The organism is Methanosarcina flavescens (assembly GCF_001304615.2).
Lineage (GTDB): Archaea > Halobacteriota > Methanosarcinia > Methanosarcinales > Methanosarcinaceae > Methanosarcina > Methanosarcina flavescens.
On sequence record NZ_CP032683.1, the window covers coordinates 2,162,192 to 2,188,471 of the forward strand.

Sequence of the window (26,280 nt, forward strand, 5' to 3'; positions counted from 1 at the left end):
GTATAAGCTTATCGCTTGTTAATGATGCTCAGGGCTGCCTCCATGCGGTATGAAAGATTTTTTTTATATTTTACTCGATCTGATCCGGTTTTTATCCACGTTTTTTATCCACTGCCCAGCTTTTTTTTTCACGCCGGCTGAACCAGCATTAATAATCTAAGATTCTATCTGTTTTGCCGGAGAATTTTTCCTCAGTATCAATAAAGTAAATAAGTAATAAATGTTAATAAATCTAAAGACATTAATTTCAGTAAAGGGTTATAAATGATAGAAATCCTCAAAATTCTCTTCAGCATGCCTTTTTTGCTGTATTCATGTTATTCCGACCTTGAATCCCGCATGGTCTCAAATAAGGTCTGGAAATACATGCTTACAGCAGGCTCGATATTTATATTCTATGAGCTTTTTACCGTGGGGATTTCATATCTTATGCAGCTTGTTTTTTCAGGAGTCATTGTTTTTACTGTCGTTTATATTCTTTTCCAGTTCGGGGCTTTCGGAGGCGGGGATGCGAAGGGGCTGATAGTGCTTTCCATCCTTTTTCCGACCTACCCAGTTTTTAAGATCTCAGGAGAAATATATCCCCTTCTCGGGCTTCCGCCTGTGGGGCTTTTTACTTTTACGGTGCTTGGGAATGCTCTCCTGCTGACGACAATTGTCCCGCTAGGAATGTTCTGCTACAATCTCCTGCATTTCTCGCCCGAAATGGTCAAAAAACCGCTTTATATGTTCATAGGCTACAGGACTGAGATCTCTTCCCTGAAAAATAAGAAACATCTTGGCTTGCTTGAAAAATTTGAGCTTGACGAAACCGGAAGTCTCAAAAGAAGGCTCGCCCGTACAGGACTTAATTTCGATGCAGACCAGAAGCCTGAACTTGAAGAATACCTGAAAAAAGGGTTGATTGGGAGAGATATCTGGGTTACTCCAGGTCTGCCGTTCATGCTTTCAATTACAGCGGGCTTTATAACCGCTGTTATTTTTGGAGATTTAATCTTTTATACGGTTATACACTTTATAACAGGTTAACAGGACAATTATCGTTCTCATTCGATTTAGCAACCTGCTGCTAGCCAGATTCAGTTTAAGAGAATCTCTTTTTAGAAACTTACCTCTTCTGTACAACAAGCAGTCCGTAAAGCATTGTCTTAGGTACAGGCGGATTTTCAGGCGTGCCTCTTGCAATCCTTTCTTCAGGATAGCCCAGGTTTTCGCAAGTATAGAGTTCGGCTTCAATGCCCAGCTCTCTCAGGACTTCTGCGACCTCAAGCGAGCCGAAATTCTCATCCGGCAGAAGAAATATATTTCTTCCATTCTTCAATTCCCGGATTAGTTCGGCTTTTGCAGGCTCGGGGTCTCTGCCATGAGCTGTAATTGCACAGAGATTTGTCAGGTTCACCCTGGTACGCGCACAGGCTACCTGCATTGAAGAAATCCCCGGAATCACCTTATCCTTCTCCCCTGCAAATTTTCCGAGCCCTGAAAACATTGGATCACCTGTGGACAACACAACTGCATCGGCTGGCAGGAGATGAAGCGATTTATAGTCCTTAATCGGTTTTGCTTCACAGTTAATGTATTTCTCAGCAATTTCAAGGGCTCTTTTTGCGCCATAAACCACAGAGGCTTTCCTTATGGCTTCTATTCCTTCTTCCGTGAGCATTCCCGGCCCAACTCCGACTCCTACCACAATCATTATTTTTCCCCTTTATCTGTCTATTTTTAGCCTTTCCATTCTTTCGTTTTAATTTTTCAGTAATTCCTGCTTAACTTTCTCTTTTGCTGTCCATGAGGACCGAGCCATCCCTGTCAATTACCACGATTCTTGCACCCTTCCCTTTCTCTATAGCCATCTCGAAGGCTTCTTTCAGGCGTGGGTGTTCAGGCTTTTTCTCAAGCATCTCGACAACAGTTGCATATCCGCTGCCTTCAAGCATATCAGGGTTTCCCCATTTAAGGACAAGACCGGGGAGCCCACAAATAATTACATCGCCAGAGGCATACTCAAGCCCTTCTGAAATCCTGCTTCCGACCATAACAACGGTGTAATCAGGGAAAAGCATATGGGAGTAGCGCATTCCTATCCTGCCTGTGGTCAGGACAACTTTATCTGTGCAGCGGATAAGGTCTCCTTTCATCTCTCCAAGATGGTCATTCCAGGGCTCAACAAAACCCGTGCTCCCAAGTATGGAAATTCCGCCTTCCACACCTATCTTGCTGTTCAGGGTTTCCTTTCCGATCTTTTCCCCATCCGGAATTGAGATTATAACCTCGGCTCCTTTCAAACCCAGTTCATCTACGGCTTCCTTCACTGCTGCCTTTATCTGTTCCATTGGCTTCGGGTTAATAGCTGGCTGGCCTCTTGGAACCTGGAGCCCGTCCCTTCTAACAATTCCTATGCCTTTTCCTCCGAGAATGCGGATTCCTTCGGATTCCCTGGCTTCGCCCACAAATTCAAGCCCCCGGGTAATGTCGGATTCGTGATCGTTCTGAATCTTTTTTACAACTGCACGCCCCTTTGAGGCTTCGCTGACCTCAAGCTGAGCTCTCAGTCCAACAGGAGTGGGGACGGACACGCTGTCAACTGTTTTCCTGAGAGAGAGAACAGCGGCTTTTGCAGCAGCACTTGCTGTGGTTCCTGTAGTGTATCCTCTTTTGAGAACAGATCCATCACTTAGAACCACAACCATCCCGGATGCTACTTTTTTTTCAAGTTCTTCCCTCGGAATGCCAGTGCGGAGAATCCATTCTTCAGGGATCTTGAAATTGTTAACAGGATCTATCATGGAAGAATACTCGTAGGTTTTTTATTATAAATGTATTGACGTGAAAATCAGAAAATATCTCAACTAATTTCCGGGGGAAGTCTTGCCGGACTTCATGAGGAAGATCACTGAGTTTCGTCAGAAGCTAAGCCTGAACCAATTAAAAACTAAAGAATTATAGAAAAAAAATGTATAGAAAAGAGGTGGCATCATTCCAGGATCGGGGGATTTGTTTTTCGGAAATGGGGTTTTATCCTGGATTCTGGAACGATTGGAGGGCGTTCCTTTTGGGATTTTTGGGGGTTGGTGTGTGAAAAATAGCCTTGTGGAATGATGCCTATTCGGATGCCAGAACTCGCCTGACACCAAGTACTACATCATAAGTTATGTTATATAAATGTATAGGAAACACAGAACATTTTTTAATATAAGAGTATGTCAGCTGATTATTGAAATTTCACTTATATGTTATCTGTATAATCTGTGTATATCAGGTTTATGATTATGTTTCTAACTCAACGGAGCAGGCGTCTCTTTAGAATCCAGTTAATTTACTTTAAAGTAATTTTACTGGATTCTTGCAAACATGCGGTCCAGTTCTCCTTTCGTAAATGTGATCACAGTTGGCCTGCCGTGAGGGCAAGAGTAGGGATTTTCAGCCTTTTTAAGCTGCTCTATGAGTTCCTCCATCTGCCCTGGGCTGCAGGCTGCTCCCGCTTTGATTGCAGCCCTGCATGCAAGGGTTTTGCAGACTCTCTCCGAGATTCCTGTATCCTTTTTAACTCTCCCTGAAGCTAGAAGATCAGAGACTACATCATGAATAATTTCCGAACCTTCGAGCCGTCCGAAAACCTCAGGCACGAAGGTAACCACATATGTATTATCGCCGAACTCTGAAATCCCGAAACCGTAGTCTTCAAGATAGGGAATATATTCTTCCATAAGCACTTTTTCTTTAGGGGTAAGATCTATTGTTATAGGTGTGATTAGTTCCTGCACCCTGGATTTTTTCATTCTCAGGATCTGCTCGTAGAGAATTCGTTCATGAGCAGCATGCTGGTCAATAAGCACTAGGTCTTCCCCTTTTTCGGCAAGGATATACAGCCTAGAAACCTGCCCAATAACCCGCAAGTCTTCAAGAGAGTCCTTATTTATTTCCAGTTCGTTCCTGTTTTCAGGATTTCTATTATCCGGAATTCCCAGTATTCCATCCTTAGAGGTAAAGTCCAGCAGCCTTTCAGATTTTTTCAGTTTCCTTTCAGTATCTTTTACCGGATAGGAGTATCTTTCAGCTTTTTCTCTCAGAGCCCCACCGCTTTCAGGAAAGTTGGAGGTCCCATGAGTACTTCTTGTCTTTCCGGTCACGATTTTTCCAAAAATTTCCGCAGCTTCTGAGACCTGTAATCTACCCGAAGATTCTGGAATTTCGAAGGTTTTTTGAATCCGGTCTCTTCTTTCTCTGATCTCGGTAACAAGATTACTTTCAGAAAGCACCTTCTCAATTGCAAGTGTGACCGCATCTCCAATCTCTTTTTCCCGGCTGAAGCGCACCTCGGCTTTACGGGGATGAACATTCACATCTACTTCCCCGGGATCAATATCAAGCGAAAGTACTGCCACTGGATAGCGTTCTTTTGGAATTCTGGTGTAATATCCTTCAAGGACAGCTTTATTGATAGCTCTTGAAATCACCGGACGGGTATTTACGAAAAAGAAAAGCTGGTCACTATCTCTTCGCGTGGTTTCGGGTTTTGAGATATATCCTCTGATCTCAAAGTCTTCTGTCCTGTACTCCAGGGGAAGCATTGAACGCGCTGTATCCGGTCCAAGCAGGTTTACAATACTCTTAAAAGGGTCGTTTGAGCCCGCATTTCTTATGACTGGTTTTCCGTCACTCAGCAGGGTGAAAGAAATCTCCGGGTTTGCCAGGGCAAGACGCATGACCGTATCGGTAATATGGGCAAGCTCGGTACGGTCGCTTTTGAGATATTTCTGCCTTGCAGGTGTATTGTAAAACAGGTCTTTTACATGTACAGCCGTGCCCGGAGCCGTGCCCGCATCCAAGGTTTCCAGTACTTTCCCCCCATGGATCACTATCCTGGTGCCTGTAATTTCTTCCTGCTGCCGGGTAAGAATTTCCACCTTTGCAACGGCTGTAATAGACGAAAGCGCTTCTCCCCTGAAACCCATCGTGGAAATAGTATTAAGATCTTCGATATACATGAGCTTGCTCGTTGCGTGCTTTTTATATGCGAGCAGGGCATCTTCCCGGCTCATCCCGCAGCCGTTGTCTCGGACAAGGATCGAACGTTTTCCACCTTTTTCAATTTCGATGCGGATATCCGTAGCTCTAGCATCGATTGAATTGTCTATTAATTCCTTTACTACTGATACAGGACGCTCTATTACTTCTCCTGCTGCGATTTTATTTATAGTATCTTTATCAAGGATTCGGATTCTATTTCCCTGAACTTTTTCCTTCCCTTCAGGATATTCTTTCTTCATTGCTTTACTCCGTCCAAATTAGAGAGGTTTTATCGGATATCCTTTAATCGACCCTTCAATAAGCAGCTTTTCAGCTCATTGGGCTTATTCAGAGCCTTCTCAATCGAGTAATCTTTTCAGCTCATGAAGTTTATTCAGAGCCTCTATTGGTGTCATTTCTTCCACATTCAACTTTTTCAGAGCAACTTCTACGGGACTGGGTCTGTTTTCCTCTAATTGGTTTCCACTGCTGCTTCCGGGATCAAAAAGCATCATCTGGGTATAACGTGTGGATGCTTTGCTTTTTCTCTTTTTCCCATTCTCGCCGCCTTCAGCTTCCTCAAGCACGTTTTCTCTTTCGAGTTCCTTAAGAATCTCATTTGCCCTTTCGATTACCTTTTCCGGGACGCCAGCAAGCCTTGCAACATGGATTCCGTAACTCCTATCTGTTGCACCTGGCACGATCTTTCGCAGGAAGATAAGTTCGTGACCTTCTTCTTTTACTGCAATATGGTAGTTTTTAACCCTTTTCAGTTTATTTTCGAGCGATGTAAGCTGGTGGTAATGAGTTGCGAACAGTGCCCTCATTCCAACTCTTCCTCTATTATGCAGGAATTCCACAACGGCTTTTGCGATGCTGTATCCGTCATAGGTACTTGTTCCCCTGCCGATCTCATCAAGCAGCACAAGACTTCTTGGGCTTGCATTATTCAGAATATTTGCGAGCTCAATCATTTCTACCATAAACGTGCTTTGCCCACTTGCAAGGTCATCAAAAGCCCCTATTCTTGTAAAGACCTGGTCAATAATCCCTATTGAGGCATAGGATGCAGGGACAAAGGAACCTGCCTGAGCCATAATAGCGATAAGCGCAGTCTGTCGCATGTAGGTAGACTTTCCTGCCATGTTCGGGCCTGTTACCAGCAAAAACTGATTTTCCTTACAGTCCATTTCGGTGTCATTAGGCACAAAGCCGCCAGATACTGTTTTCTCAACTACTGGATGCCTTCCGTCCCGTATAAGAATCCTGCAATCGTCAGTAAGCTGGGGCCTTATGTAATTGTTAGTTTCTGCAGTTTCAGCGAGAGCTGCAAGGACATCAAGTGAACCTGTTCTCTCGGCAATCTCCTGAAGTTCTCTTGAATGGGCTGACAGTGTATTCACGATTTCGGTAAAGATTTCATATTCGAGAGCTATAGCTTTTTCATTGGCAGTTAAGATAAGGCTCTCTTTCTCCTTGAGTTCTGGGGTAAAAAAACGCTCGGCATTTGCCATGGTCTGCTTTCTGATATAGTCTTCAGGCACCTGGCTGCTATTGGCATTGGTTACCTCTATGTAATATCCGAAAACCTTATTGTACCCCACTTTAAGGGATTTTATCCCACTTCGTTCCCTTTCTTTCTGCTGAAAATTTGCAATCCACTGCTTGCTGCTGCTGGCGATATTCCGCAGCTCATCAAGTTCTGCACTGTACCCCGGCTTTATCATACCTCCTTCACGGACCGAGACAGGCGGTTCGTCAACAACTGCTCGGCCTATTGTTTCTGCCAGGTTTTCAAGTTCGGAAAATGATGCAAGTTCGACTGCAATCTCATTTAAAAGTTCAGACTTGACTGTCTCCATGAGGGAATCGCGGATAGGAGGCAGGACACCAAGTGATTTTTTCAGGGCTACAAGATCCCTTGCATTTGAGTTCCCGTACACTATCCTGCCTACAAGGCGTTCTATATCCCTGACCTCGGAAAGCCAGCTCCGCAGGTCGTAGCGGAGCAGAGGATTTGCTGCCAGCTCTTCCACAGCATCGAGCCGAAGGTTGATCTTCTCTACGGAAAGTAGAGGCTTCAAAAGCCACTTTTTCAGAGTACGGCTCCCCATTGGTGTTTTTGTGCAGTCAAGAATGCGATAAAGGGAATTTGCGTCCCCCTCATCCCGTACGTTTTTTACAATCTCAAGATTCCGCAGGGTTACGGAATCAAGAATCATGAATTCGGAGTTTGAGTAGGTTCTCAATGTATTGATATGAGTAAGCTCCCTCATTTGCGTTGTCTGGGCGTATTCGAGAGCAGCCCAGGCTGAATAAATTGCAAAGCCAAGTTTCTCACAGCCCATGCCTTCAAGGGTTTCAACTTTGAAATGTGCTTTCAGTCGTTCTTCGGCTTCCTCGATTTCTGAAACCTGAGGAACAAACTCTTGCACAATAGTCTGAGCTTTCAGTCGGTCTGTAAGGTCGGAATTTCCATAAAGGGATGGAGGGAGGATGCATTCGGAAGGCCGCATGCGGGCAAGCTCGCTTAGAAGCTTTTCAAAATTTTCCGAGTCTCGAAACTGCGTTGTAAGGAATTCTCCTGTCGAGATGTCCAGAAAGGAGACTCCAAGTTCTATTTCTTTTTCAGCATTCCTGCTGGACTTTCCGATTTCCCGCCCTGCAACTGCCATCAAGTAATTGTTAGAGGCATCCGAAAACATGGAAGAATCAATTGCCGTGCCGGGTGTGACCACCCTGACAACCCCTCTCTTTACAACTCCCTTTGCCTGCTTCGGGTCTTCAAGCTGTTCGCAAATTGCCACTTTGTACCCTTTATTTATTAGCCTCGGCAGATAAGTGTCAACTGCATGGTAGGGTATTCCTGCAAGCGGCATTCTCTTTCCGGACCTGTCTTTTCCCCGGGCTGTAAGAGTGATTTCAAGTTCTTTTGCAATAGTTTTTGCATCTTCTCCGAATGATTCGTAAAAGTCTCCCATACGGAAGAAGATCAGGGTGTCAGGATATGCTTGCTTGACTTCATAATACTGGCGCATTGCAGGGGTCAACGTTTCTTTCATTTTTTACTCACTGTAAGTCTTGAATGTTTCTGTGTAAAGCTGTGAATTTTACAAAGAGTTCCGGGTATTTCAGGACTCCCTGAATACAGCCTTATCCTTATCAGGGTTCCCTGAAAAATAGTTAGTACCCTTTGGTACTTGATAGTTAGATGCTATATTTTTATTAAAATCATCCTTCTTATATATATTTAACAATTCGGTATTGCAAGCCGTCTTGAAGGAGGATTTGCTCTGGAAAGGGAAAAACTCATTGAAGTTTGCCCTGTATGCGGAAACGCAGATTTATACTATGAAGTTGGCGGGTATGCAGGCACAGTTTACCACTGCAAGGAGTGCGGGTATATAGGAGCTTTCGTTATTGAGGCTAATGAAGAGATGATCGAAAAAATTCGAGAGAAGTATAAACGTGAAAGAATAAGTGAAATGAGCAAAGATAAACAAGACTAATAATATTTATTGATATTTCATAGTAGTGAATATATTTTTCTAAATAACTTTACATCCTACTAAATTTTTATAATTCAATTGAGTGATCTTTGGATTTCATATATTTTTTTAGAAAATGTAGATTGCTTTGTACCAGGAAGGATGCAATGTATGAAAAAAATTATTCAAAATTCTACATAAGGCTCCAAAATCATACTCGAGCGGTGATAAAACAATTAAATGTTTGAAATTTAACTGTGGGCTAAAAAGCCAATAATATCGAGAATAATGTAGGACAATGAGTAAAGAAGTGTTAAAAATAAGATCTAATAAAAATTTTGGTGGGGCCGCTGAGATTTGGACTCAGGTCGCAAGACCCCCAGTCTTGCAGGATGGACCAGGCTACCCTACGGCCCCACAGGGTAGGTTATACTTCTCAATGGCAAATCTCTTTCTTTGTTTGCCTCGTCAACTATTGTAATCAAATATGTAGTATAAATGAGTATCGGTAGAAGAAAGTCAAGATATTCTCTTTAACCTTTCTTCAGTTATAATTCGGAATTTACAGATGTCACTATTTCTGGCTTTTCTAACATTACCTGCGCTGTCAAGGTTTTTGAAAATCAGCTTCTGAAGCCTTGCTCAGTATACTTTTTGCCCGCAGGACTCTCTGGATAATGGTAATGTGGGAAAATACGGCTATCAAAACTAGAGCCCAGCCAAGAAAACCTGAAAGCCCTCCCAGAGCCAGAATAATCATCCTTTCCGTGCGTTCGGCAACACCGACAGACAGTTTCCGGCAGCCTGCGGATTCTGCGCGGGCACGGGTGTAGCTTACAAGGAAGGAGCCAATCAGGGCATAGCCTGCCCATAGCCAGACTTCTATTTGCAGGATTGGAGAGAGAACAAGCCTGCCGTTAACCGCACCTGCGATTATCCCCAGGAACACTATGCCATCAGAGTAACGATCGCAAACCGAATCAAGCACGCCCCCAAAAGGTGTGATCCGATCTTTTGCCCTTGCGACTCCCCCGTCAAGAACATCGAAGATCCCGCTGAAAAGGATCAGAAGCCCTCCCGCAAAAGGTTTTCCCAGAGTGAATGCTGCTCCTGCAGCCACGCTAACGGCAAAACCCAGTAAAGTAAGGGTATTTGGAGACAAGGGAATCAGGCAGGCAAAGGGTATTATCAATTTTCTTGCGCTGTTCTTGAGTTCGTCGAAGATTTATATCCCATCCTTTTGCCGACTACATATATAGCTACTTATATAATGATGATATCGTTGAACATTAGCTTATCTTTTTTGGAAAAATCTGTCAAGTTATTTTAATTTCCTTCTGAAGATTTCTCACAGTCCTAGAGACAATTCTCCGTACAGAATACATACTGGACAGTGAAAAAATCCCATCCAGACCGAGAGTTTTAGTAATTACCCTATATTACCCTACATGTTTCTGGTAGTTTTCCAACGATTTCTTATTAGAAAGAACCTTTAAGATTTCATATTAGAAGGAATGTTTAGTGATATTCTATCAAAAAGGTAGTTTCAATGACCATATTAAAGATATCTTTAAAAGATGCCTGTTAAGATAGAATAAGCTTCACTAGCTTAAAATGATATGGAGTTGAAAAATGGAAATAGTAGAAAAGCACAGGTCAAATTGTACGGAATGCGGACAATGTCTTGAAGTCTGTCCTCGCTACAATGACCTCTGCTTGCTTGGCCGGCTTTACAGTTACCTTGAGGGGAAAGCAGAGATTGATCCCAAGTCCCTGTTGCGTTGCCTGACCTGCGGGCTCTGTGTGGATGCCTGCCCCGAGACCCTGGGAATTAAAATGCTTATTTCTCCTGCCAGACAGAAATGGGCTAATGAAAACGGGCTTACCGACAGGCAGACGATGGTAGATCCCGAATCTAAAAACAACCTTTTCAGGAAAATTGCCGAGCTTGATGAAACCCCTATATATAAGAATAGCCCAGGCTCGGTAGTGTATTTTCCCGGTTGTGCAGGCACATATATCAACAAAATCATGGCGCAGTCTGCAGTTGCACTGCTGGAGAAAGCAGCAGTCGATTATACTGTCCTTAGCGGGGTTGAGTACTGTTGCGGAGCTGTGTCCGCAGGCGCAGGCGATCCTGGACCTATGCGCAGAAACGGACAGCGCAATATTGAGGAAATTAGAAAAAGAGGAGCGAAAATTCTTATTACTGCCTGTCCAGGCTGCTTTAAAGCGTTTAAAGATATCTATCCGAGAATGTTTGATAAACTTGATTTTCAGGTGCTGCACGTTTCCCAGTACCTTGAACTTCTGGTAAGAGAAGGAAAACTTATTCCTGAAACTGTCCTCAAGCATAGAGTCTTTTATCACGATCCCTGCCATCTGACCAGGGCAATGGGCGTATACCAGGAAGCGAGAGATGTGCTTGAGAGTATACAGGGTACCGAACTTGCCAACGAAACCACGGAAAATTCAGCCTGCTGCGGTTTCGGAGGTGGGGTAAGGGTCAATTACCCATCCGAATCGCTAGATATAGCTTCCGATCGCTACAGGGCTGCTGAAAAATTGGGCTGCGATGTAATTATCACAAACTGTGGGGGCTGCATGCAGAATCTTATTGAAGCCGGGAAGGGTGAAAAAATAAAAGTTTTCGACCTTGCAGAATATCTTTCCCTCGCCTGTGGAATAAAAATTGAGAGGGAAGATACAAGAATGCTTGAACTCATCAACAAAGCTTACAGACTCTGCATTTCAGGATACGGGAAATCTGACGATTTATAACGGAAAGTTTATGATTTGTGCTTACATCTGTACCGCGTAATCTGTATTTTGCTGCCCGCACCCTGTTATCCATATTCTTTATTCTTTATAAGATATCGTGATCTGAGAAATGTATATATATTTTTTCATTTTTAGGAAATTTCAATTAGTAGCATAAAATAATTGAAAAATTAAATATGCCTTATCAAAAAAATGAACTTCAAGATTTCTCTTAAAATATATAAATAAAGACAAAATCAAATTAGAATCAAAACTAGCAGTTATCGCCTTGTTTATCCTTCATAATGTTTGGAGATTAACAGGATGCCAATAATTTATTTACAATTAATTCTTGATTTATTGTGTATATTTTTTATAAAGTTCCTATTTTGGATTTACTTAAGGAGTTTTATAAAAATCCAGTTTGAATATCTAATATTTATATTTTTTGGTAATCTCATTTTGATTTCTTCCTCAATATACTTATAAAATGTGCAATACCGAAAAATATATATACATCCCCTAATTTTGATTCAATTTTTTTAAAAAAATATATATAGGGGAAAAGTTACCTGTTTATTGAGACATCTATAAGATGAGTGATCAGACGGGATTAAGGTGGCACAAAAACGCTACACTGTTAAAATGCTCATTAATCCCTGTCAGCATAATCATGAATTCTTCATGATTTCATTGTCTCGCTTATGGTATCATGGTTTCCCACCCATGATAATCGTGAGTATCTTCCTGTATATTTCATTGTTTCATTCTGTGGCATAAGCTTACGGCTTAAATATCACATATGATCATGATATTCAGGAAGAAGTGTCTTTAAAATTTAAAAATTAAAACGGAGGATGCAATATTAGCAAAGAAGAATTGCTTCAGGAACTTGCAGATGCTATAATTTCCTGCAAGAAAGATACAGTACTCGCTGCTGTTGAAAAAGCTAAAGGAGAACTGGAGCCTTCCGAAATAATTGAAAAAGGGCTCGCTGCAGGTATGAATGAGGTAGGTATCCTTTTTGAGAGAGGAAAACTTTTCCTTCCACATGTAATGATGGCCGCCGATGCAATGACTGCAGGAGTTGAAGTTCTTAAGGATCTTATGCCTGAAGGGGCTTCCGGCTCAAAGCTCGGTGTTATTGTGAACGGTACCGTAGAGGGAGATGTGCACGACATTGGAAAATCAATCGTGTCCACAATGCTCCAGTCTGCTGGTTTTGAGGTGTATGATATCGGACGTGACGTTCCAACCAGGAATTTTATTGAGAAGGCAAAGGAAGTCAATGCTGATATGATTGGAATCTCCGCCCTTATGACCACAACTCTTCAGGGACAGAGGGACGTAATCGAGCTCCTCAAGGAAGAAGGGCTCAGGGACAAAATAAAAGTCATGGTCGGTGGCGCACCTGCAACCCAGGCATGGGCCGACAAGATTGGTGCTGACTGCTATGCCGAAAACGCAAGTGAGGCAGTGGCAAAGGCAAAAGAGCTGCTGGCTTAAATTATTCTTATTCGGAGGCTAAAAAGTGGCAAAAAATAATGCAGTTGCAGGATTTAATGCACTTAATGGTGTAGAATTAAACCTTTTTACTAATGACGAACTTAAGGCAATTCACTATGCAACCATGGAAGTTCTGATGAACCCAGGTGTTCAGGTTTCTGATCCCGAAGCAAGGCAGATCTTCAAAGAAAATGGCTGCGAAGTCGACGAGAAAACCAACGTTGTAAAAATCCCTGAATATCTTGTAAGAAAAGCTCTTCAGCTTGCGCCTTCCAGATTTGTCCTCTGGGGCCGCGATAAAAAGAACAATACTGTCCAGGAATGTGGTGGTAAAGTGCACTGGACCTGTTTCGGTACCGGTGTCAAGGTCTGCAAATACCAGGACGGCAAGTATGTAACAGTTGACTCCGTTGAGCAGGACATTGCAGATATCGCAAAACTCTGCGACTGGGCAGAGAACATTGACTACTTCTCACTACCAGTTTCTGCAAGGGACGTTGCAGGCCAGGGTGCACAGGATGTCCACGAAACCCTCACACCACTTGCAAACACCTCTAAACACTATCATCACATCGACCCCGTCGGCGAAAACGTCGAATATTACTGGGACATTGTAAAAGCATACTATGGCGGTGACGAAGAAGAGGCAAGGAAAAAACCGATTTTCTCCATGCTGCTCTGTCCGACCAGCCCGCTCGAACTCAGTGTCAATGCCTGCCAGGTTATTATTAAAGGCGCCCGTCTCGGAATTCCGGTTAACGTTCTGAGTATGGCAATGTCAGGCGGATCTTCTCCTGTTTATCTTGCAGGCACTCTTGTAACCCACAATGCCGAAGTGCTTTCAGGAATTGTGCTTGCCCAGTTGACTGTTCCAGGAAGCAAAGTCTGGTATGGAAGTTCCACAACTACCTTTGACCTGAAAAAAGGAACTGCTCCTGTCGGATCTCCTGAACTCGGCTTGATAAGCGGCGCTGTCGCGAAACTTGCCCAGTTCTATGGCCTACCCTCCTTTGTGGCAGGTTCCTAGTCTGATGCGAAGATCCCGGACAACCAGGCAGGACACGAAAAAACCATAACCACCCTCCTTCCAGCCCTTGCAGGAGCAAACACTATCTACGGAGCCGGAATGCTTGAGCTTGGAATGACCTTCTCAATGGAGCAGCTGGTAATTGACAATGATATTATCAGTATGGTCAAGAAGGCTATGCAAGGAATTCCTGTCTCAGAAGAAACGTTGTCAGTGGAATCCATCCAGAAAGTAGGCATCGGAAACAATTTCCTTGCCCTCAAACAGACCAGGCAGCTTATAGACTATCCTTCCAGCCCAATGCTCATTGACAGACGCATGTATGGAGATTGGGCAGCAGCAGGCTCAAAAGATCTTGCAGCAGTTGCGCATGAAAAAGTAGAGGACATTCTTAAGAACCACCAGGTAAAACCAATTGATGCAGATATCCTCAAGGATATGCAGGCTGTCGTGGACAGGGCTGATAAAGCCTTCAGAGGTATGTAAAGACAGGATATCAGGAGATCTAAAAATGGCAAGCAAAGAAGAAATCATTGCAAAAGCAAAAGAAGCGATTACCGAGTTCGACGAGGAAATGGCGGCTGAAGTCGCAGAAGAAGCCCTTGCTGCAGGGATTGATCCTGTAGAGCTTATTGAAAAAGGATATACTGCAGGCATGGAAGAAGTAGGGGAACAGTTCGAACAGGGATCTCTTTTCCTGCCACATGTGATTGCAGCCGCAGAGGCGATGAAAGCAGGAATAAATATCATTACACCGGAAATGGAGAAGCGTAAGTCCGAGACAAAGAACCTTGGAACTGTTGTTATCGGAACCATAGAAGGTGACATTCACTCCATTGGAAAGGACATCGTAGCCTCCATGCTCAACATTGCAGGTTTCAAAGTTGTGGATCTTGGAAGGGATGTCCCGATTAAGACCTTCGTCGAAAAAGCAAAGGAGCTCAAACCCCAGGTTGTCGCATCCTCCGCACTTATGACAACCACAATGGTCAACCAGATCCAGATTGAAGAACAGCTGAAAGAAGCAGGCATCCGCGATCAGGTTAAAACCATGGTAGGAGGTGCTCCAGTTACCCAGGACTGGGCAGACAAGATCGGTGCAGACATCTACGGTGAAAGCGCTAACGATGCAGTCGCTAAGGTAAAAGCAGCCCTGAAGGTCTAATAATCAAAAGAGCAGGCAGTTCCGGGAATTTGTGGTAGGTTATATAGACCCGGTTCCCGGCACACCTGCTCAATAGCTCTGATAAAAGAAGGAGTGAGCACGGATCGGAAGACTTTGAAATGCATGAAAGTAAAAGGAAAATCAGTAAAGGGTATATGTGTATCCTCTTTTGTGCGATATTCTGGGCATCTGGTATTTGCCTGTCACTGTTGTCTGGGTACTGAACCCATTTGATCGAATTGATTTTGATAGAATTTCTACAAGGTAGATATTTATTTTATTTAAATTAGAGAGTTACGGGGGAGGTTTAAAAAAATTCAAAAGATGTGTATAAAACGATTATAAAAAACATTATATCATAAAAAAGATTTGATTTAAGGCTCTGTAGAAATCCTCTGAAATAACCAATCTTAACAAATTAAAACTGAATTGTCTGATTCAATTTTGCTGAGAAATTTAAGTCTATTAATGACGATTAAGTAGTTTTTCTACAGAACCAAATTAACATCAGTACATTATTCTACTTTTTTAATTCTTGCTTCAGAATCCTGTTTTTAATTTTTCCTCCTACAGAGCCTCAGAGTATGGCAACGCAGGCTACCTCCTCCCGCAAGCATGGCATCCGGGTGGAAAGGAATAATTTCAACGCCTTCTTTTTCAAGGTTTTTGGTGGTTTCTCGGTCAAGTGCGGTATCATAATGAAAAATAGTTCCACTTTCAAGAGGGACGAAAGAACAGGCCAGGCGACTTTGCTCGGAATCCGAAACAGGAATAATTTCCATCCCTTTTTCCTCCTGTATGAAAGTTTTAAAATCGATTTTTTTTCTGGAATCTTCCGTAAAGAGGCAAGTTTCCTCAAACGCAGGTAGATAAGCAAGGGCAAGATCTTCCCGCACTCGATTGAATACAGTATCTGGGTGCATATATCGCCTGGCTTTCGGAACCCGGGTATAAATAACCTCATCAAACTCTTTCAGAATGTTTGAAATAAATTCCCGGATAAAAGGATAAGTATGTCTTTCCGTATCAGCTACAAATATTGTTTCTTTTGAGAGCAGAAGGCAGCCTTCGAAAAAACCCTCTCCTTCATTAAATTCACTGAGAATTGGGATCCCCAGATTATTCAGGGCTTCCTTTACAACAATATCTTCATTTTGTCGTGCAGGTGGGCGCATTCTTGAGAGAATAGCCCCTTTGCCTGAGATAACCGCAATATCATGAAGAAAAGTTAGATTTGGCAGTTTCTTAATCTGATCTTTATTCTCATCCACGTAATCTTCAAGCTCATAGACCTTGACACCGTTTGATTCAAGCAACTCCTGATAACTTTTGTGTTCTTTGATATATCCCGAGATCTCAGGAACCTTATCGTAAAGCCAGTACTCATAATTCGATTCGTTGATCAGGGACAGTTCTTCTCCTGGTGTGTGTATTAATACACTTTTCAGCCTGCCAAGCTCATCGCACCCATAAGCTATATCTTGCTTTGTTTTCTCGTTTCTGCCCAGTTCCTCTATCTCGCAACCCATACCCCAAACCTCCTTTTGATTAATTTCTTTCTGGTTAGTGTCATTTCATGTACTTCTTTTTGCAAGGATTATAGTATTTGTCCGGTCTTCACTCAAGAAAGCCTTGAGGATATCGAATCCGCAAATATCCAGAAAAGCCGTAATCTGGTCACAGGTATACTTGTAAGTAAAACCCATACGAATGACATCTCCTCTCCTGAAGCGTATGACCTCTGCTCCAATTGTAATTTCAGAATCTCTCAGGATATGCAGATTCTTCCTGGTTCTGCACACTGATCCTATCCTTGAATCTACATGTGCAAGCAGGAGTTCAAAATCGAGGTCTTCAGGGTTCATCCCATAATGAAGCAGAGGGTACATATTGAAGAGCGTATTCTCTCTTGAGGCATATGTGCCAAGTATGGATTTCCTTGCAGATTGTGCTTCCAGACCTTCAGCAGGGAGAAGGCTGGCATCAAAGAGAAATAGGTCTCCCGACTCAAGAGTTTTACGGACAAGCTGAAGAATGAATTCTGGCTCGTAATTGCAAAAGGTGTTTCCCAGAATGCAGAAAAGAACCGGCAAGCGCCAGTTCTTTTTAAAGGTTGCTATATCCTCTATGAAGCCAACTACTCCTCTCTTTTCGACAGGCAGGTTCCTGACCCTCGCAAGGGCAAGATCCACAAATTCGCTGTTTATATCAACAGGATAATAGCATATCGGTACTTCTCCTGAACCTGGGGTTTCAGCCAGATTTTTCCTTATGAGTGCTTTGAGAAGAAGTTCCTCCTTTTCTCCACTTCCCACTCCAACACTTACGAGGCTCATGCCTGTCGGAATAAATCTCAATATTGATTCAAGATTTTTCTCCAGAAGGGTTTTGAGCTGCCTGGCTACAGGAAATGTCCTGGCCCTGTCAAGTTCCAGCCAGTTTTTTGTTCCGCCGGCTCCTGTATATAAGAGATAATCAGGAAGTTCGTGATTCTTCAGGTATTCAAAGAGTTTTTTCTCTATCCCCATCTTGCTGGTAATTACTATCTTTTCCTTATTTTCCGAAACCTATCCAGACTCCGTTTTTCCTGTACTGCTCAATTCTCACCTTACCCCCAAACCATTCAACAGCACTTATGTTAGATCACTTCTTTCAACCTCTTGCCTGAACTCTGCTTTTTCCCATCCTGCAGTTTATTTGAAACACTGCTGGCACTCCATTCTCAGGGCTTCGAGAGGGTCGGCACCATTGTTTACTCCTATGCTGTAGGCATATCCCCGGCAGCCTATGCACTCTTCCATATGTTCACAGTTCCTGCATCTTCCCTCAAGCACTTTATCGATGTTTCGGACATATGTGAAGAGATCAGAATAATAAATCTCCCGAAGGCTCATTTTGTTTATATTGTAGGGATATTCCCCGTCAACTCTGAGCGCAGGATGTACATCAAGCTTTGTAGGCGCACAGGGCCGGACATTCCCTTCTATGTTGATATACAGGCTGTAAAGATGCTGAAGGCAACCGCTCGCAGTAATCGGTGTGTAGGGCAGCCAGTCGTACCCGTAATACTTACGGTCAATTTCCAGCAGTTTTAACTTATATTCCTTTATCTCGTCAGCTGTCAGCAGCTTATCCTCGAGTTCATTATTTGCCCTGCCTGTCGGCGTTAGAATCTCCATATTGGGGAAGATATTGTTTTGCCTGCAGAAATGCCAGATCTCTTCTATCTCTCCCAGATTCATTTTATTACTGACGAAAGAAACTCCCAGGCGGAGCTCCCCAGGCCCTGCCGGCTTTGAAAAGCCTGCTTTAAGAAGGTTTTCAAGCCCTTTTCTGATCTTTTCTGAGGCTCCTTCTTTCCCTGCCAGATAATCCTGAACTTCAGGCTTAAGGGAATCCAGCTTTCCCATTACTGAGACGTTGTGTTCGTGCAGGAATCCTGCAAGTTCCTCAGTTATTAAAACAGTATTCGAGAAAATTACAGAGATTAATCCCAGGGAATCAATATAAGCAACCAGATCTCTGAAATTCGGATGCAGTGTCGGTTCTCCCCCTCCTATCACGACCACGGACCTGATCCCCAGTTCTTTTGCTGCCGAAACTATCTGTTTGAGGGAACTGAAATCTGCTATTTTTGCCGAATCCTCTCCACTCTGTGCATAGCAGTAGCGGCAGCGAAGGTTACATGATTTGTTCGTTTCAAGGCGTATGGCTAAAAGTCTATTTGAGTTACGAGCCTCACGGGCCTCCTGCGCCCCATACATATAGCCCTTCAATATCGGAGGCGGTAAAAAAGGACTTAATGCGCCAGAGTTCTTCGATTCTTCCTTCCGCATATTAAAACCTATATTTGGCGTCCCTTATCAAGTTGTAAGAAACTAAGTGCTTTTTAAGTATGATCTCCTACTGAAAAAAAGTAGTGTACTGCCAGTAAAAGATATGTTCCAGTTACTCTGGTTTCGTTTCGTAAAGCATTTAATGCAATCTACAAATTCATAAATATTCTTCTTGTTAAATTGAGTAAGGTTTAATTCTCTTTTTCACATATCTGTTTTCAATATTTCTGGGAGGGTAACTGACAATGAACAGGAACATAACAATTCTTGGAGGATTTGCGTTCTTTATTCTCCTGTTGTTTTTATTGTGTTCAATACATCTGGAAAATAGATACGAGGAAATGTACAATGACAGTCTCATGAGCAATTATGAATACGATATAACTATAGAAAGTAACAGAACGCTGAAAAATGTAATATTATACTTACCTGTTCCGGTTTTTGAAAATGAATCCAAGATCGGACTGGAAATGGTAGAAGGAAACTATTACAATAAACCTTTCGAATGGAATCTCAGCCTTGAAGATACTGAGTATGGATTAATGTTCAAAATAGAAGCTGCCGAAATTCGACCGATTTATCATTCCCTTCCTGTAGCTGTACCCGAGCCTGAGCCTGGATCCGAGAATATTGAAGATGAGGATCTGGAAAAGAATCAGATAGTGGAGTCCACTGAATATTCGGAAGAGACCCCAGTTCTGATACCAATTGATTTTGGAACCTCTTTAAAGGTTGACCACCTGATTAATACCAGATTTCCTGTTGGCAATGAATCCCTGCTCCTGCCTAAATATAACCTGCGAGAATCCGAAGAAGACCCAGTGCTTCCTCTACATGAGCATGTCAATCCCGAATATTTTGATTACGAAAGCCTGGTATATGCTCATTATGATACGTCTTCTGATGCCGATGTTCAGATTTTTGTCCGGATGAACGGTCGAAATGAATGGTGGATTTACGGTTGGAAATATAATGACTACAGTGATGGAATTTCTGTTCGGCTTTCAGGCCCGCAGGAAGGCTGGATCCAGGCAGAAGGGAAACTTGTTACAGGAGATGGAGTTTACAGAGAATAATCCAATTATTTTTTCCAGGAAGCAGATTGTATAACTCATGGTTCTGATTCTCTTAAGTTTATTATGGTTTTATCTCTATCTTACTAAGAGATGTTTGAGGAAATCGAGGTTAAAAAAGCTCTGAACCGGATAAAAGATACTGGCAGAATCACATTACCATTCCACTGGGATCTCAATATCTACAGGGGATGTGAACATGGTTGCAACTACTGCTACGAAATGTATTCTCACCGCTATCTGGAAAAAGAAGAAATGAACTCTTCTCCGGTTAAAGAACCTCCAGGGGCAAAAAACTGTGCTTTTTTTCAGAGAATCTGCGTAAAAACAAATATTGCAGAAGCCCTTGAGAAACAGCTTGGAGCAAAAAGCTAGAAAAAAGAAGTAATCAATATAGGGGGAGTATGCGATAGTTATCAGCCTGCAGAAGCGGAGTACGGATTAATGCGCCAGGTTCTACTGCTGATGATAAAATATCGGAATCCGGTTATGATTTCTACAAAATCCGACCTTATTCTCAGGGACTTCGATCTTCTTAAAGAGCTTGCTGAACTTACATATGTAAATATTGCAGTCACGGTTACGACAATAAATGAGGATTTAAGTGCCCTGCTGGAACCCTTTGCCTCGTCTCCAATAAAGCGATTTTCGATCCTCAGGGCATTTAAAAATACAGCTGCTGTTACCGGACTTCACATGATGCCGATTCTTCCTTTTCTTACAGACAACCCTCAGAATCTGGAGCAAATTCTTTCTCTTGCAGCCGAGTGTGAGGTGGATTATGCCCTGCCAGGCATTCTTTACTTGAGGGGCGATACCAGAAAGCATTTCTTCGACTTTCTTGAGCTCAAATTTCCCGAACTTGTGGATCCATACTGCAAGCTGTATGCAAAAGGAGGAGCTGATGGTGCGTATAAAGCTGAACTTTATGGAGTGCTCAATTCTCTTATGGAAAGATACGATCTGTCCGGAAATTACATGAAACCCATGCAGATGAAACTTTCCCGCCCGAAGCAACTTAAACTCACTGATTTTCACGAAAATTCAATGTAGTTCACATATACGCTATAAGTATGCCTGTTCTCTATCCAGAAAGTAACTGAATTATCCTGCTCTATATTGTAACTGATAAACTTCCCTGATGTATTATCGTAAACCAGTGTATTTTTTCCGGCCTTTATGTTTACATTTACAAGAGCAATGGCTCCGTTTGTGTGTGCATCAAAAGTGACAGAGTGTTCAGTATATCGCAGTTTTTCAAAAGAGGCATCAAATGTGTTTCGGTTTATTTGACCATATTCATAAAAAGATACTATGGATATATTATTTGAATTGTAGTTATCTACCCAACTTCTAAATTTTGAACTGCTGATTGAGTATTTTATAGCAGGATCCTTATCAAGTTCGTGGGTAAAAACAGGGTGTATCATACCTGCTTTGGATGCTTTTTCCCACCATTCCCAGGTAGTATCGTCCAGATTCCCAATATCTCTTTCCGCATGGATTCCCGAGTCTCCATTTCTCCAGAACATCCCTAAGTTTTCGTATGCATAGATAGCATGTGCAACAGTATCTTTATTTCTCATGGAGCACCAGCTTGTTGGCTTTCTCCCGATTTTCTCATAAACATAGGAATACCCCTTATCTATTACTTTATATGCCTCTTCAAGTGGGAGGCTATTCAACTCTTCAGAGTAATGTACTCCTACATCCCACGAATCGTTAATGACCAGACTGCGGAGGTATTCAAGATCGGTTTCACTGCATTGCTCAAGGAGCTCTATGTCAAACCATATAGTTCCTATATTATTTTTGCTATTGAGGTAACGTATACCCTGTTCTGTTGTACTTCTAACATGTGGCCCATCAAGTCCAAAAGCCAGTATCCTGTTGCTTCCAATCGCAGTTACGAGCTTACGGTCTGCTGTCTGACCAATGCTGTATAAATCAACATCTAGGTACGTACCTTTTCCAGCTATAAAAGAGGTGAATTTGATGTATCCGTTTGAAAAATCAATATATGGTAATCTCTGCCTGTCGGTGCTATAAAATGGGGTTACGATAAAGCTGCCGTCATTTGCGCAGATAGTGTTAGTTTTATTGTACCCGTCAAACTTGATTTCGAAATCAAATTTCTCTGCCGCATTCCCGACACATATGGTTTTAGACCTAATCTCCTCAGAAGAGTCTTTAAAATAGCTTCTTAGTACGATATTATCATTATCTATTTTTTGGATAATCAACTTTGAACCCGGGCTATTGAGCTCAACAAAACTTTGAAGATCGTCCGTTTTTATATTCATCGAGATTTGATACGTACATTTAACCATTGGTATAAGCCCGCAAATGTAAAGTGATCCAGTTTGCCTCTGCTGTTCCCTGTAGTGAATTAAAGATATAAAAGCAGCTTCACAGAACCTGTAAGTCTCTAGAGATTTTGTTAAATCTACTGTATATCCGTTTACTCCAGACTGTAAAATAGTATCTACAATGGGAAATAAACTGTAAGGAAATAAGCAGGAGTCTCTTGCGGTTTTATAATTTAGTGCTTTTGAAGTAATGAGAGAAATCTCTGATTTCAATGTCCCGTAAATTGCAGAATATAGTTTATCATATATCTTATTACCTTGAAGTTTTGCAATAAAAATATTATTCGGGACACTGTTAGTTTCAGTGTAATTTTGTGAAAATAAATTGAGAATGCCCTGATCAGGATTTTCACAGATTTTTAAAGTGTTTTTGTCCATTAAAGTTTTACTTCCTTCCACATATAAACTACTTGACATAGATAACGTGGGAAAAAATATTTCTAGATGGCTACTGCTCTTCACTGGATCACCACATCAATTATATCTCTCAATCCGACTCTATTCTTAATTCAATACTCATCAGAGTAGCCGTTTAAGCTCGAAACATTATTGCATGGTACTTGTACTCGTAATACATCGAGCATACATAAATCATTCTAAAGCCATGCTTATTCGCAATTTTTTCGATCTTATTAGGATTGTAGGCAAACCCGAGAATATCCTTTGGGCGATTTTTAATGCTTGCCAGTACGACAGTCTGGAGCTCAAAACCAGCTTTACGTAAAATTTTGAGACCATTCGCATCTTTTGAGAACAACCCTACCTTCCATAATGGATATAAACGGGAATCCAACAGGTCAAACAATACTATTTTGCCCTCTCTGTTCAGATACTTTGATGCATCAAAAATGAATTTATCAATTTCTTGAAGTGTCAGGTACTGAATTACCCCGGCTGCAGTTATCCTATCAAAACTAAACTCCAATTTCTCCCAGAGGGTTTCATGATTAGCAAGAATCAGGTCGATGTTATCGCATCCTTTTTTCCTGATCCTCTTACTTGCTTCGCCAAGCATGGATGGGGAAAAATCCACTCCTACAAGCTTTTCATACTCAGGAGCATAGTATGTCAGGAGTTCTGCGGACCCACATCCAAAGTCGAGAAGGGTTTTGCCTCCATCAAGGTGAAATAATTTTTCCCTTGCTTCCATAGCAAGAAATTCCTCAGATGAATACCTGTGCCCTCCATGCTTCTTATCCTTAAAGAACTCTTCCCAGACATTTTTTGGTTTAGACATGTTCCTCGGACTCCCAAACTTTGGTTTTTCCTAATATTTTCCCACACAATCTGTAATTTTAGGCTAGCAATTCTTCAATTGTTACTTGAGCTAGCTAGTAACCCCGTAAGGGATAAAATTCCGATTTCACACATATGTACATAATTATTTATAATTTTCGAGCGTGAGTTGTGCGGTTAATATAATAAAAAGTTCGGAAATTTAAGCATTGCCTTATACAAAATCGAACGGACTTGACTATTTTTAATAAATCTACCCGAAACTCAAAATTTTATTTGGAAACTAATATTTTTAACAGTAAAATTGGATATCTTATCATGTAATATAATTCTAAAAATATAATGATTTAGGATAATGCAGGTTTTGGGATACTCAATAAGTGTAATTCTTAATATTATTCTAAACTCAAAATCTATTATTTGATATGGCAGCCACTTTTACACCTTTATAATAATGTAAGCATGTCTTTGACAATCTTCTTCCAATTAATTGTTATTATTTTGACATTTTTTATAAATAACATTTGTATATACCCTGATGGTCTGCTCACATATCCGATTCCAGTCATATTTTGAAAGTCCCCGAGCCGCCTCCATAGCAAATGAGATACGCAAACTCGGTTTTTCTATTAAATCTTGGAGGAGAGAAGAGAACTCAGTAAGGTTGTCTGCTAGGTATCCGTTCACACCATTCCTGATTATGTCCGAGACCCCACTGTTATTCATTGCTACAACAGGAACTTTTTTTGAGATTGCTTCCAGAATCGAAACTCCAAAAGCCTCATGAATTGAAGGAAGCGCAAAGATGTCAGCCTGTTCCAGGTATCCCAGTACTTTTTCCCTGGGAACTTCCCCCGTAAAGTAGAAGTTTCTGGATAAACCTGATTCCTCTACTTCTTTCTCCAATCTCTTCTTTAGAGGACCATCTCCTATCATTACGAATAATAGATCTTCATGTTTTCCCAGGAGTAAAGGGGCGAGGTGTACAATATTCTGGACTCCTTTCTTTTTAATCATGCGTGCAACCGTAATGATTATGGTTTTTCCTTCAGTATCAACAGGAAAAGGAACTTTGATGGTTTTACCTTCAGAATCAATACCATTGGAAATGCGATAAATAGGTTTTTCAGTCATTATTTTTGAGTCTTTTTCAACTGCCGAGCTGACCGCAATTACGGCATCAGCATTCCTGATAAGTAACTTCCCAGCCTGATACAGAAAGGGACTGAGTGGTGTGTCTCCTACAAGGGAGTGATTGGTAACTACGGAAGGAAATCCAAGTTTTCTAGAAACGATAAGAGCAGCCATACTGAGCGGTGAGTCAAGTCCGTGAGAATTGATAATATCGTATTTTTCAGATTTCAAAAAATTGTAGAGTTCTTTATAAGCTGTCGGCATTATGAAACGCTGTTGTCCGGGAATTGGGCTTCCTTTTATTCTTATTATTTTTACTTTGTCCCTTATGCTGTATTGAGGGATGTCGGGATAGCTCCTGGTAATAATATGGACTTCATGCCCCTTCTGAATTAGCTTTTTTGCAAGAGAATGCATGGAATACTCTATCCCTCCCACTTTTGGAAAATACCAGTCACTAATCAATGCGATTTTGTGTTTTTCCATATCTCAAATCCCCCATAATAAAAAAGGCACAGACCACCTATCAGACTGCTGAGTCCATAGGAGACAAACCTCTCGAGAAGCACAAAGCTACCTGCTGAAGCAAGTGATAACCCAAAATACAGAAGCAAGGAAACCAGGCCTCCTTCTACCACCCCAAGTCCCCCTGGGGCAATTGGCAGGCATCCTAATAATAGGTACAGGACTGAAAGTATTATGATGGAGTCCATAGGCAGGGAAAGCCCAAGGGCTGAAGCTATGAGTTTGAGGCGCAGCACATCAAGGGCCCAGACACCGCAGGATAGCAGGAGAACAGGAATAAAGGACTTATTAATCTGTTTTCTATTCTGCTGCACGTCCCTGAGGAGAAAAGCAAATTTTTCTCGGAAAATCCATGTTGCCACTCCTGCTGTGAGGACGGCTACAAGTACCAGATAGATTGAGTTTAGCGTTAAAGCGCTTTTCTGAAGCAGGAGTTCAATCTCAAGTGAGGGGAATGAGTACAGAACATAAATTGATAACATGGCCACAGGAATTGCCTCTACCAATCTTTCGAAGACGATCGCTATGAAAGCATGTGTATAACTGACTCCAAAGCTTTTATTTGCCCACACCATCCGGAGAGATTCTCCTCCTGTCCTGCTTGCCGGGGTGATATTGTTTACGAATGCTGCCCCCAAAAAAATAGGAAGAAGACTTGTGGCTTTGAGTTTATACCCAATAGAAGAAAGCACCTGTTGCCAGCGGACTGCAAAAAAGTAAATACTCAGCAGGTAGGCTGAGGAAGCCAGAATAACATAACTGATCCGGGTTTTGCTAAGTATTCTCCAGCTTTCCCCCATTATATAAAGAATTTCTGTCCAGTAGGTGCGTATTAAAACTACTGCTGCTATGAGTAGTAAAAGAGCGAGAACGACTCTCCTAAGGCTTCCAAGATTCAACAAAGCACCTTCGTAACCAGGTTCAGAACAGGTCATTTTAAATATTTTCTCCGTCAACTAAGACTAGCCTCAGTTCAGGATTCTTCCGTTAACTGATGAGATATTTTTATAGCTGATCTTATTGCAGACCAGAAAAGGATAATCTAAAGTGTTCCTCTACATGCTCAACTAGAATTACATTAAAAGCGCCTTTCTGCCCCCACAGAATTCCTACACTAAATTTAAGCTCCTTTTATATTATATATATCATCA

19 protein-coding genes, 1 tRNA gene and 1 pseudogene are annotated in these 26,280 nt (G+C 41.9%); 8 read left to right on the top strand and 13 right to left on the bottom strand.

Translation table 11 applies throughout. From position 1 onward, the window contains the following. Nucleotides 1-264: 264 nt before the first annotated feature. Nucleotides 265-1,029 (top strand): A24 family peptidase C-terminal domain-containing protein, encoded by a 765-nt coding sequence (locus AOB57_RS09565; RefSeq protein ID WP_054298269.1) that lies wholly within the window; start codon nucleotides 265-267, stop codon nucleotides 1,027-1,029. A gap of 79 nt (nucleotides 1,030-1,108) precedes the next feature. On the opposite strand, the gene AOB57_RS09570 is transcribed toward AOB57_RS09565, so the two are convergent. From AOB57_RS09570 to AOB57_RS09595, 6 genes are all read right to left on the bottom strand, one after another. Next, nucleotides 1,109-1,696, bottom strand: coding sequence for a cobalt-precorrin-7 (C(5))-methyltransferase (locus AOB57_RS09570; protein WP_054298268.1), 588 nt, complete (start codon nucleotides 1,694-1,696; stop codon nucleotides 1,109-1,111). A gap of 70 nt (nucleotides 1,697-1,766) precedes the next feature. Further along, on the bottom strand, nucleotides 1,767-2,786 hold the full coding sequence (locus AOB57_RS09575; protein ID WP_054298267.1) for a cobalt-precorrin-5B (C(1))-methyltransferase: 1,020 nt from the start codon (nucleotides 2,784-2,786) through the stop codon (nucleotides 1,767-1,769). Nucleotides 2,787-3,332: 546 nt separating this feature from the next. Further along, complete coding sequence (mutL, locus tag AOB57_RS09580; protein ID WP_054298266.1) at nucleotides 3,333-5,270, bottom strand: DNA mismatch repair endonuclease MutL; 1,938 nt, start codon at nucleotides 5,268-5,270, stop codon at nucleotides 3,333-3,335. Nucleotides 5,271-5,369: 99 nt separating this feature from the next. Further along, nucleotides 5,370-8,072, bottom strand: a complete 2,703-nt coding sequence (mutS, locus tag AOB57_RS09585) for a DNA mismatch repair protein MutS (RefSeq protein ID WP_054298265.1) — start codon at nucleotides 8,070-8,072, stop codon at nucleotides 5,370-5,372. Nucleotides 8,073-8,837: 765 nt separating this feature from the next. Beyond that, nucleotides 8,838-8,915 (bottom strand) — tRNA-Pro (locus AOB57_RS09590). Nucleotides 8,916-9,105: 190 nt separating this feature from the next. After that, the gene (locus AOB57_RS09595) at nucleotides 9,106-9,666 is read right to left on the bottom strand and encodes a CDP-alcohol phosphatidyltransferase family protein (protein ID WP_394339711.1); all 561 of its coding nucleotides are present in this window, start codon (nucleotides 9,664-9,666) and stop codon (nucleotides 9,106-9,108) included. A 464-nt stretch (nucleotides 9,667-10,130) separates the two neighbouring features. Here AOB57_RS09595 and AOB57_RS09600 point away from each other — a divergent pair, with 464 nt between their 5' ends. From AOB57_RS09600 to AOB57_RS09615, 4 genes and pseudogenes are all read left to right on the top strand, one after another. Next, nucleotides 10,131-11,279 (top strand): (Fe-S)-binding protein, encoded by a 1,149-nt coding sequence (locus AOB57_RS09600; RefSeq protein ID WP_054298263.1) that lies wholly within the window; start codon nucleotides 10,131-10,133, stop codon nucleotides 11,277-11,279. 843 nt (nucleotides 11,280-12,122) lie between these two features. Further along, the gene (gene mtbC / locus AOB57_RS09605; protein WP_054298262.1) at nucleotides 12,123-12,764 is read left to right on the top strand and encodes a dimethylamine corrinoid protein MtbC; all 642 of its coding nucleotides are present in this window, start codon (nucleotides 12,123-12,125) and stop codon (nucleotides 12,762-12,764) included. A 25-nt stretch (nucleotides 12,765-12,789) separates the two neighbouring features. Next, nucleotides 12,790-14,277: pseudogene (gene mttB / locus AOB57_RS09610) on the top strand ([trimethylamine--corrinoid protein] Co-methyltransferase). 25 nt (nucleotides 14,278-14,302) lie between these two features. Continuing rightward, nucleotides 14,303-14,956, top strand: a complete 654-nt coding sequence (locus AOB57_RS09615) for a cobalamin B12-binding domain-containing protein (RefSeq protein WP_167829590.1) — start codon at nucleotides 14,303-14,305, stop codon at nucleotides 14,954-14,956. Between the two features lie 554 nt (nucleotides 14,957-15,510). Here AOB57_RS09615 and AOB57_RS09620 read toward each other — a convergent pair. From AOB57_RS09620 to AOB57_RS09630, 3 genes are all read right to left on the bottom strand, one after another. After that, the gene (locus AOB57_RS09620; protein WP_054297697.1) at nucleotides 15,511-16,485 is read right to left on the bottom strand and encodes a dimethylarginine dimethylaminohydrolase family protein; all 975 of its coding nucleotides are present in this window, start codon (nucleotides 16,483-16,485) and stop codon (nucleotides 15,511-15,513) included. Between the two features lie 45 nt (nucleotides 16,486-16,530). Then, nucleotides 16,531-17,484: an L-histidine N(alpha)-methyltransferase gene (locus AOB57_RS09625; RefSeq protein WP_167829591.1), complete on the bottom strand. Its 954-nt coding sequence runs from the start codon at nucleotides 17,482-17,484 to the stop codon at nucleotides 16,531-16,533. Nucleotides 17,485-17,649: 165 nt separating this feature from the next. After that, nucleotides 17,650-18,720, bottom strand: coding sequence for a radical SAM protein (locus tag AOB57_RS09630; protein ID WP_226999464.1), 1,071 nt, complete (start codon nucleotides 18,718-18,720; stop codon nucleotides 17,650-17,652). A 317-nt stretch (nucleotides 18,721-19,037) separates the two neighbouring features. Between AOB57_RS09630 and AOB57_RS09635 the strand changes: the two genes are divergently transcribed. The 3 genes from AOB57_RS09635 to AOB57_RS14565 all read left to right on the top strand — a co-directional run bounded on the left by AOB57_RS09635 (nucleotide 19,038) and on the right by AOB57_RS14565 (nucleotide 20,918). After that, nucleotides 19,038-19,868 carry a hypothetical protein gene (locus tag AOB57_RS09635; protein ID WP_054297699.1) on the top strand — a complete coding sequence of 277 codons (831 nt, stop codon included), beginning with the start codon at nucleotides 19,038-19,040 and terminating at the stop codon, nucleotides 19,866-19,868. Between the two features lie 90 nt (nucleotides 19,869-19,958). Continuing rightward, nucleotides 19,959-20,240: a radical SAM family protein gene (locus AOB57_RS14560; protein WP_226999465.1), complete on the top strand. Its 282-nt coding sequence runs from the start codon at nucleotides 19,959-19,961 to the stop codon at nucleotides 20,238-20,240. Nucleotides 20,241-20,309: 69 nt separating this feature from the next. Next, nucleotides 20,310-20,918 (top strand): SPL family radical SAM protein, encoded by a 609-nt coding sequence (locus AOB57_RS14565; protein ID WP_226999466.1) that lies wholly within the window; start codon nucleotides 20,310-20,312, stop codon nucleotides 20,916-20,918. Here the strand turns inward: AOB57_RS14565 and AOB57_RS09645 are convergent. The 4 genes from AOB57_RS09645 to AOB57_RS09660 all read right to left on the bottom strand — a co-directional run bounded on the left by AOB57_RS09645 (nucleotide 20,900) and on the right by AOB57_RS09660 (nucleotide 26,064). Then, nucleotides 20,900-22,633, bottom strand: coding sequence for a hypothetical protein (locus tag AOB57_RS09645; RefSeq protein WP_226999467.1), 1,734 nt, complete (start codon nucleotides 22,631-22,633; stop codon nucleotides 20,900-20,902). The two genes, AOB57_RS14565 and AOB57_RS09645, sit on opposite strands and share 19 nt — an antisense overlap. 133 nt (nucleotides 22,634-22,766) lie before the next feature. After that, nucleotides 22,767-23,471 carry a class I SAM-dependent methyltransferase gene (locus tag AOB57_RS09650; protein ID WP_054297701.1) on the bottom strand — a complete coding sequence of 235 codons (705 nt, stop codon included), beginning with the start codon at nucleotides 23,469-23,471 and terminating at the stop codon, nucleotides 22,767-22,769. A 485-nt stretch (nucleotides 23,472-23,956) separates the two neighbouring features. Continuing rightward, the gene (locus tag AOB57_RS09655) at nucleotides 23,957-25,090 is read right to left on the bottom strand and encodes a glycosyltransferase family 4 protein (protein WP_054297702.1); all 1,134 of its coding nucleotides are present in this window, start codon (nucleotides 25,088-25,090) and stop codon (nucleotides 23,957-23,959) included. After that, nucleotides 25,066-26,064, bottom strand: coding sequence for a lysylphosphatidylglycerol synthase transmembrane domain-containing protein (locus AOB57_RS09660; protein ID WP_082384037.1), 999 nt, complete (start codon nucleotides 26,062-26,064; stop codon nucleotides 25,066-25,068). Before AOB57_RS09660 ends, AOB57_RS09655 begins: the two co-directional genes overlap by 25 nt. Between the last annotated feature and the right edge of the window lie 216 nt (nucleotides 26,065-26,280).

Coding starts and splice junctions, on each gene's coding strand:
- AOB57_RS09570 (WP_054298268.1), bottom strand. CDS start 1,696: ATGATTGTGGTAGGAGTCGGAGTTGGGCCGGGAATGCTCACGGAAGAA.
- AOB57_RS09565 (WP_054298269.1), top strand. CDS start 265: ATGATAGAAATCCTCAAAATTCTCTTCAGCATGCCTTTTTTGCTGTAT.
- mutL (WP_054298266.1), bottom strand. CDS start 5,270: ATGAAGAAAGAATATCCTGAAGGGAAGGAAAAAGTTCAGGGAAATAGA.
- AOB57_RS09660 (WP_082384037.1), bottom strand. CDS start 26,064: ATGACCTGTTCTGAACCTGGTTACGAAGGTGCTTTGTTGAATCTTGGA.
- AOB57_RS14565 (WP_226999466.1), top strand. CDS start 20,310: ATGCGCCAGGTTCTACTGCTGATGATAAAATATCGGAATCCGGTTATG.
- AOB57_RS09630 (WP_226999464.1), bottom strand. CDS start 18,720: ATGTATGGGGCGCAGGAGGCCCGTGAGGCTCGTAACTCAAATAGACTT.
- AOB57_RS09635 (WP_054297699.1), top strand. CDS start 19,038: ATGAACAGGAACATAACAATTCTTGGAGGATTTGCGTTCTTTATTCTC.
- AOB57_RS09615 (WP_167829590.1), top strand. CDS start 14,303: ATGGCAAGCAAAGAAGAAATCATTGCAAAAGCAAAAGAAGCGATTACC.
- AOB57_RS09625 (WP_167829591.1), bottom strand. CDS start 17,484: ATGGGGATAGAGAAAAAACTCTTTGAATACCTGAAGAATCACGAACTT.
- AOB57_RS09575 (WP_054298267.1), bottom strand. CDS start 2,786: ATGATAGATCCTGTTAACAATTTCAAGATCCCTGAAGAATGGATTCTC.
- AOB57_RS09650 (WP_054297701.1), bottom strand. CDS start 23,471: ATGTCTAAACCAAAAAATGTCTGGGAAGAGTTCTTTAAGGATAAGAAG.
- AOB57_RS09600 (WP_054298263.1), top strand. CDS start 10,131: ATGGAAATAGTAGAAAAGCACAGGTCAAATTGTACGGAATGCGGACAA.
- AOB57_RS09620 (WP_054297697.1), bottom strand. CDS start 16,485: ATGGGTTGCGAGATAGAGGAACTGGGCAGAAACGAGAAAACAAAGCAA.
- AOB57_RS14560 (WP_226999465.1), top strand. CDS start 19,959: ATGTTTGAGGAAATCGAGGTTAAAAAAGCTCTGAACCGGATAAAAGAT.
- AOB57_RS09655 (WP_054297702.1), bottom strand. CDS start 25,090: ATGGAAAAACACAAAATCGCATTGATTAGTGACTGGTATTTTCCAAAA.
- mutS (WP_054298265.1), bottom strand. CDS start 8,072: ATGAAAGAAACGTTGACCCCTGCAATGCGCCAGTATTATGAAGTCAAG.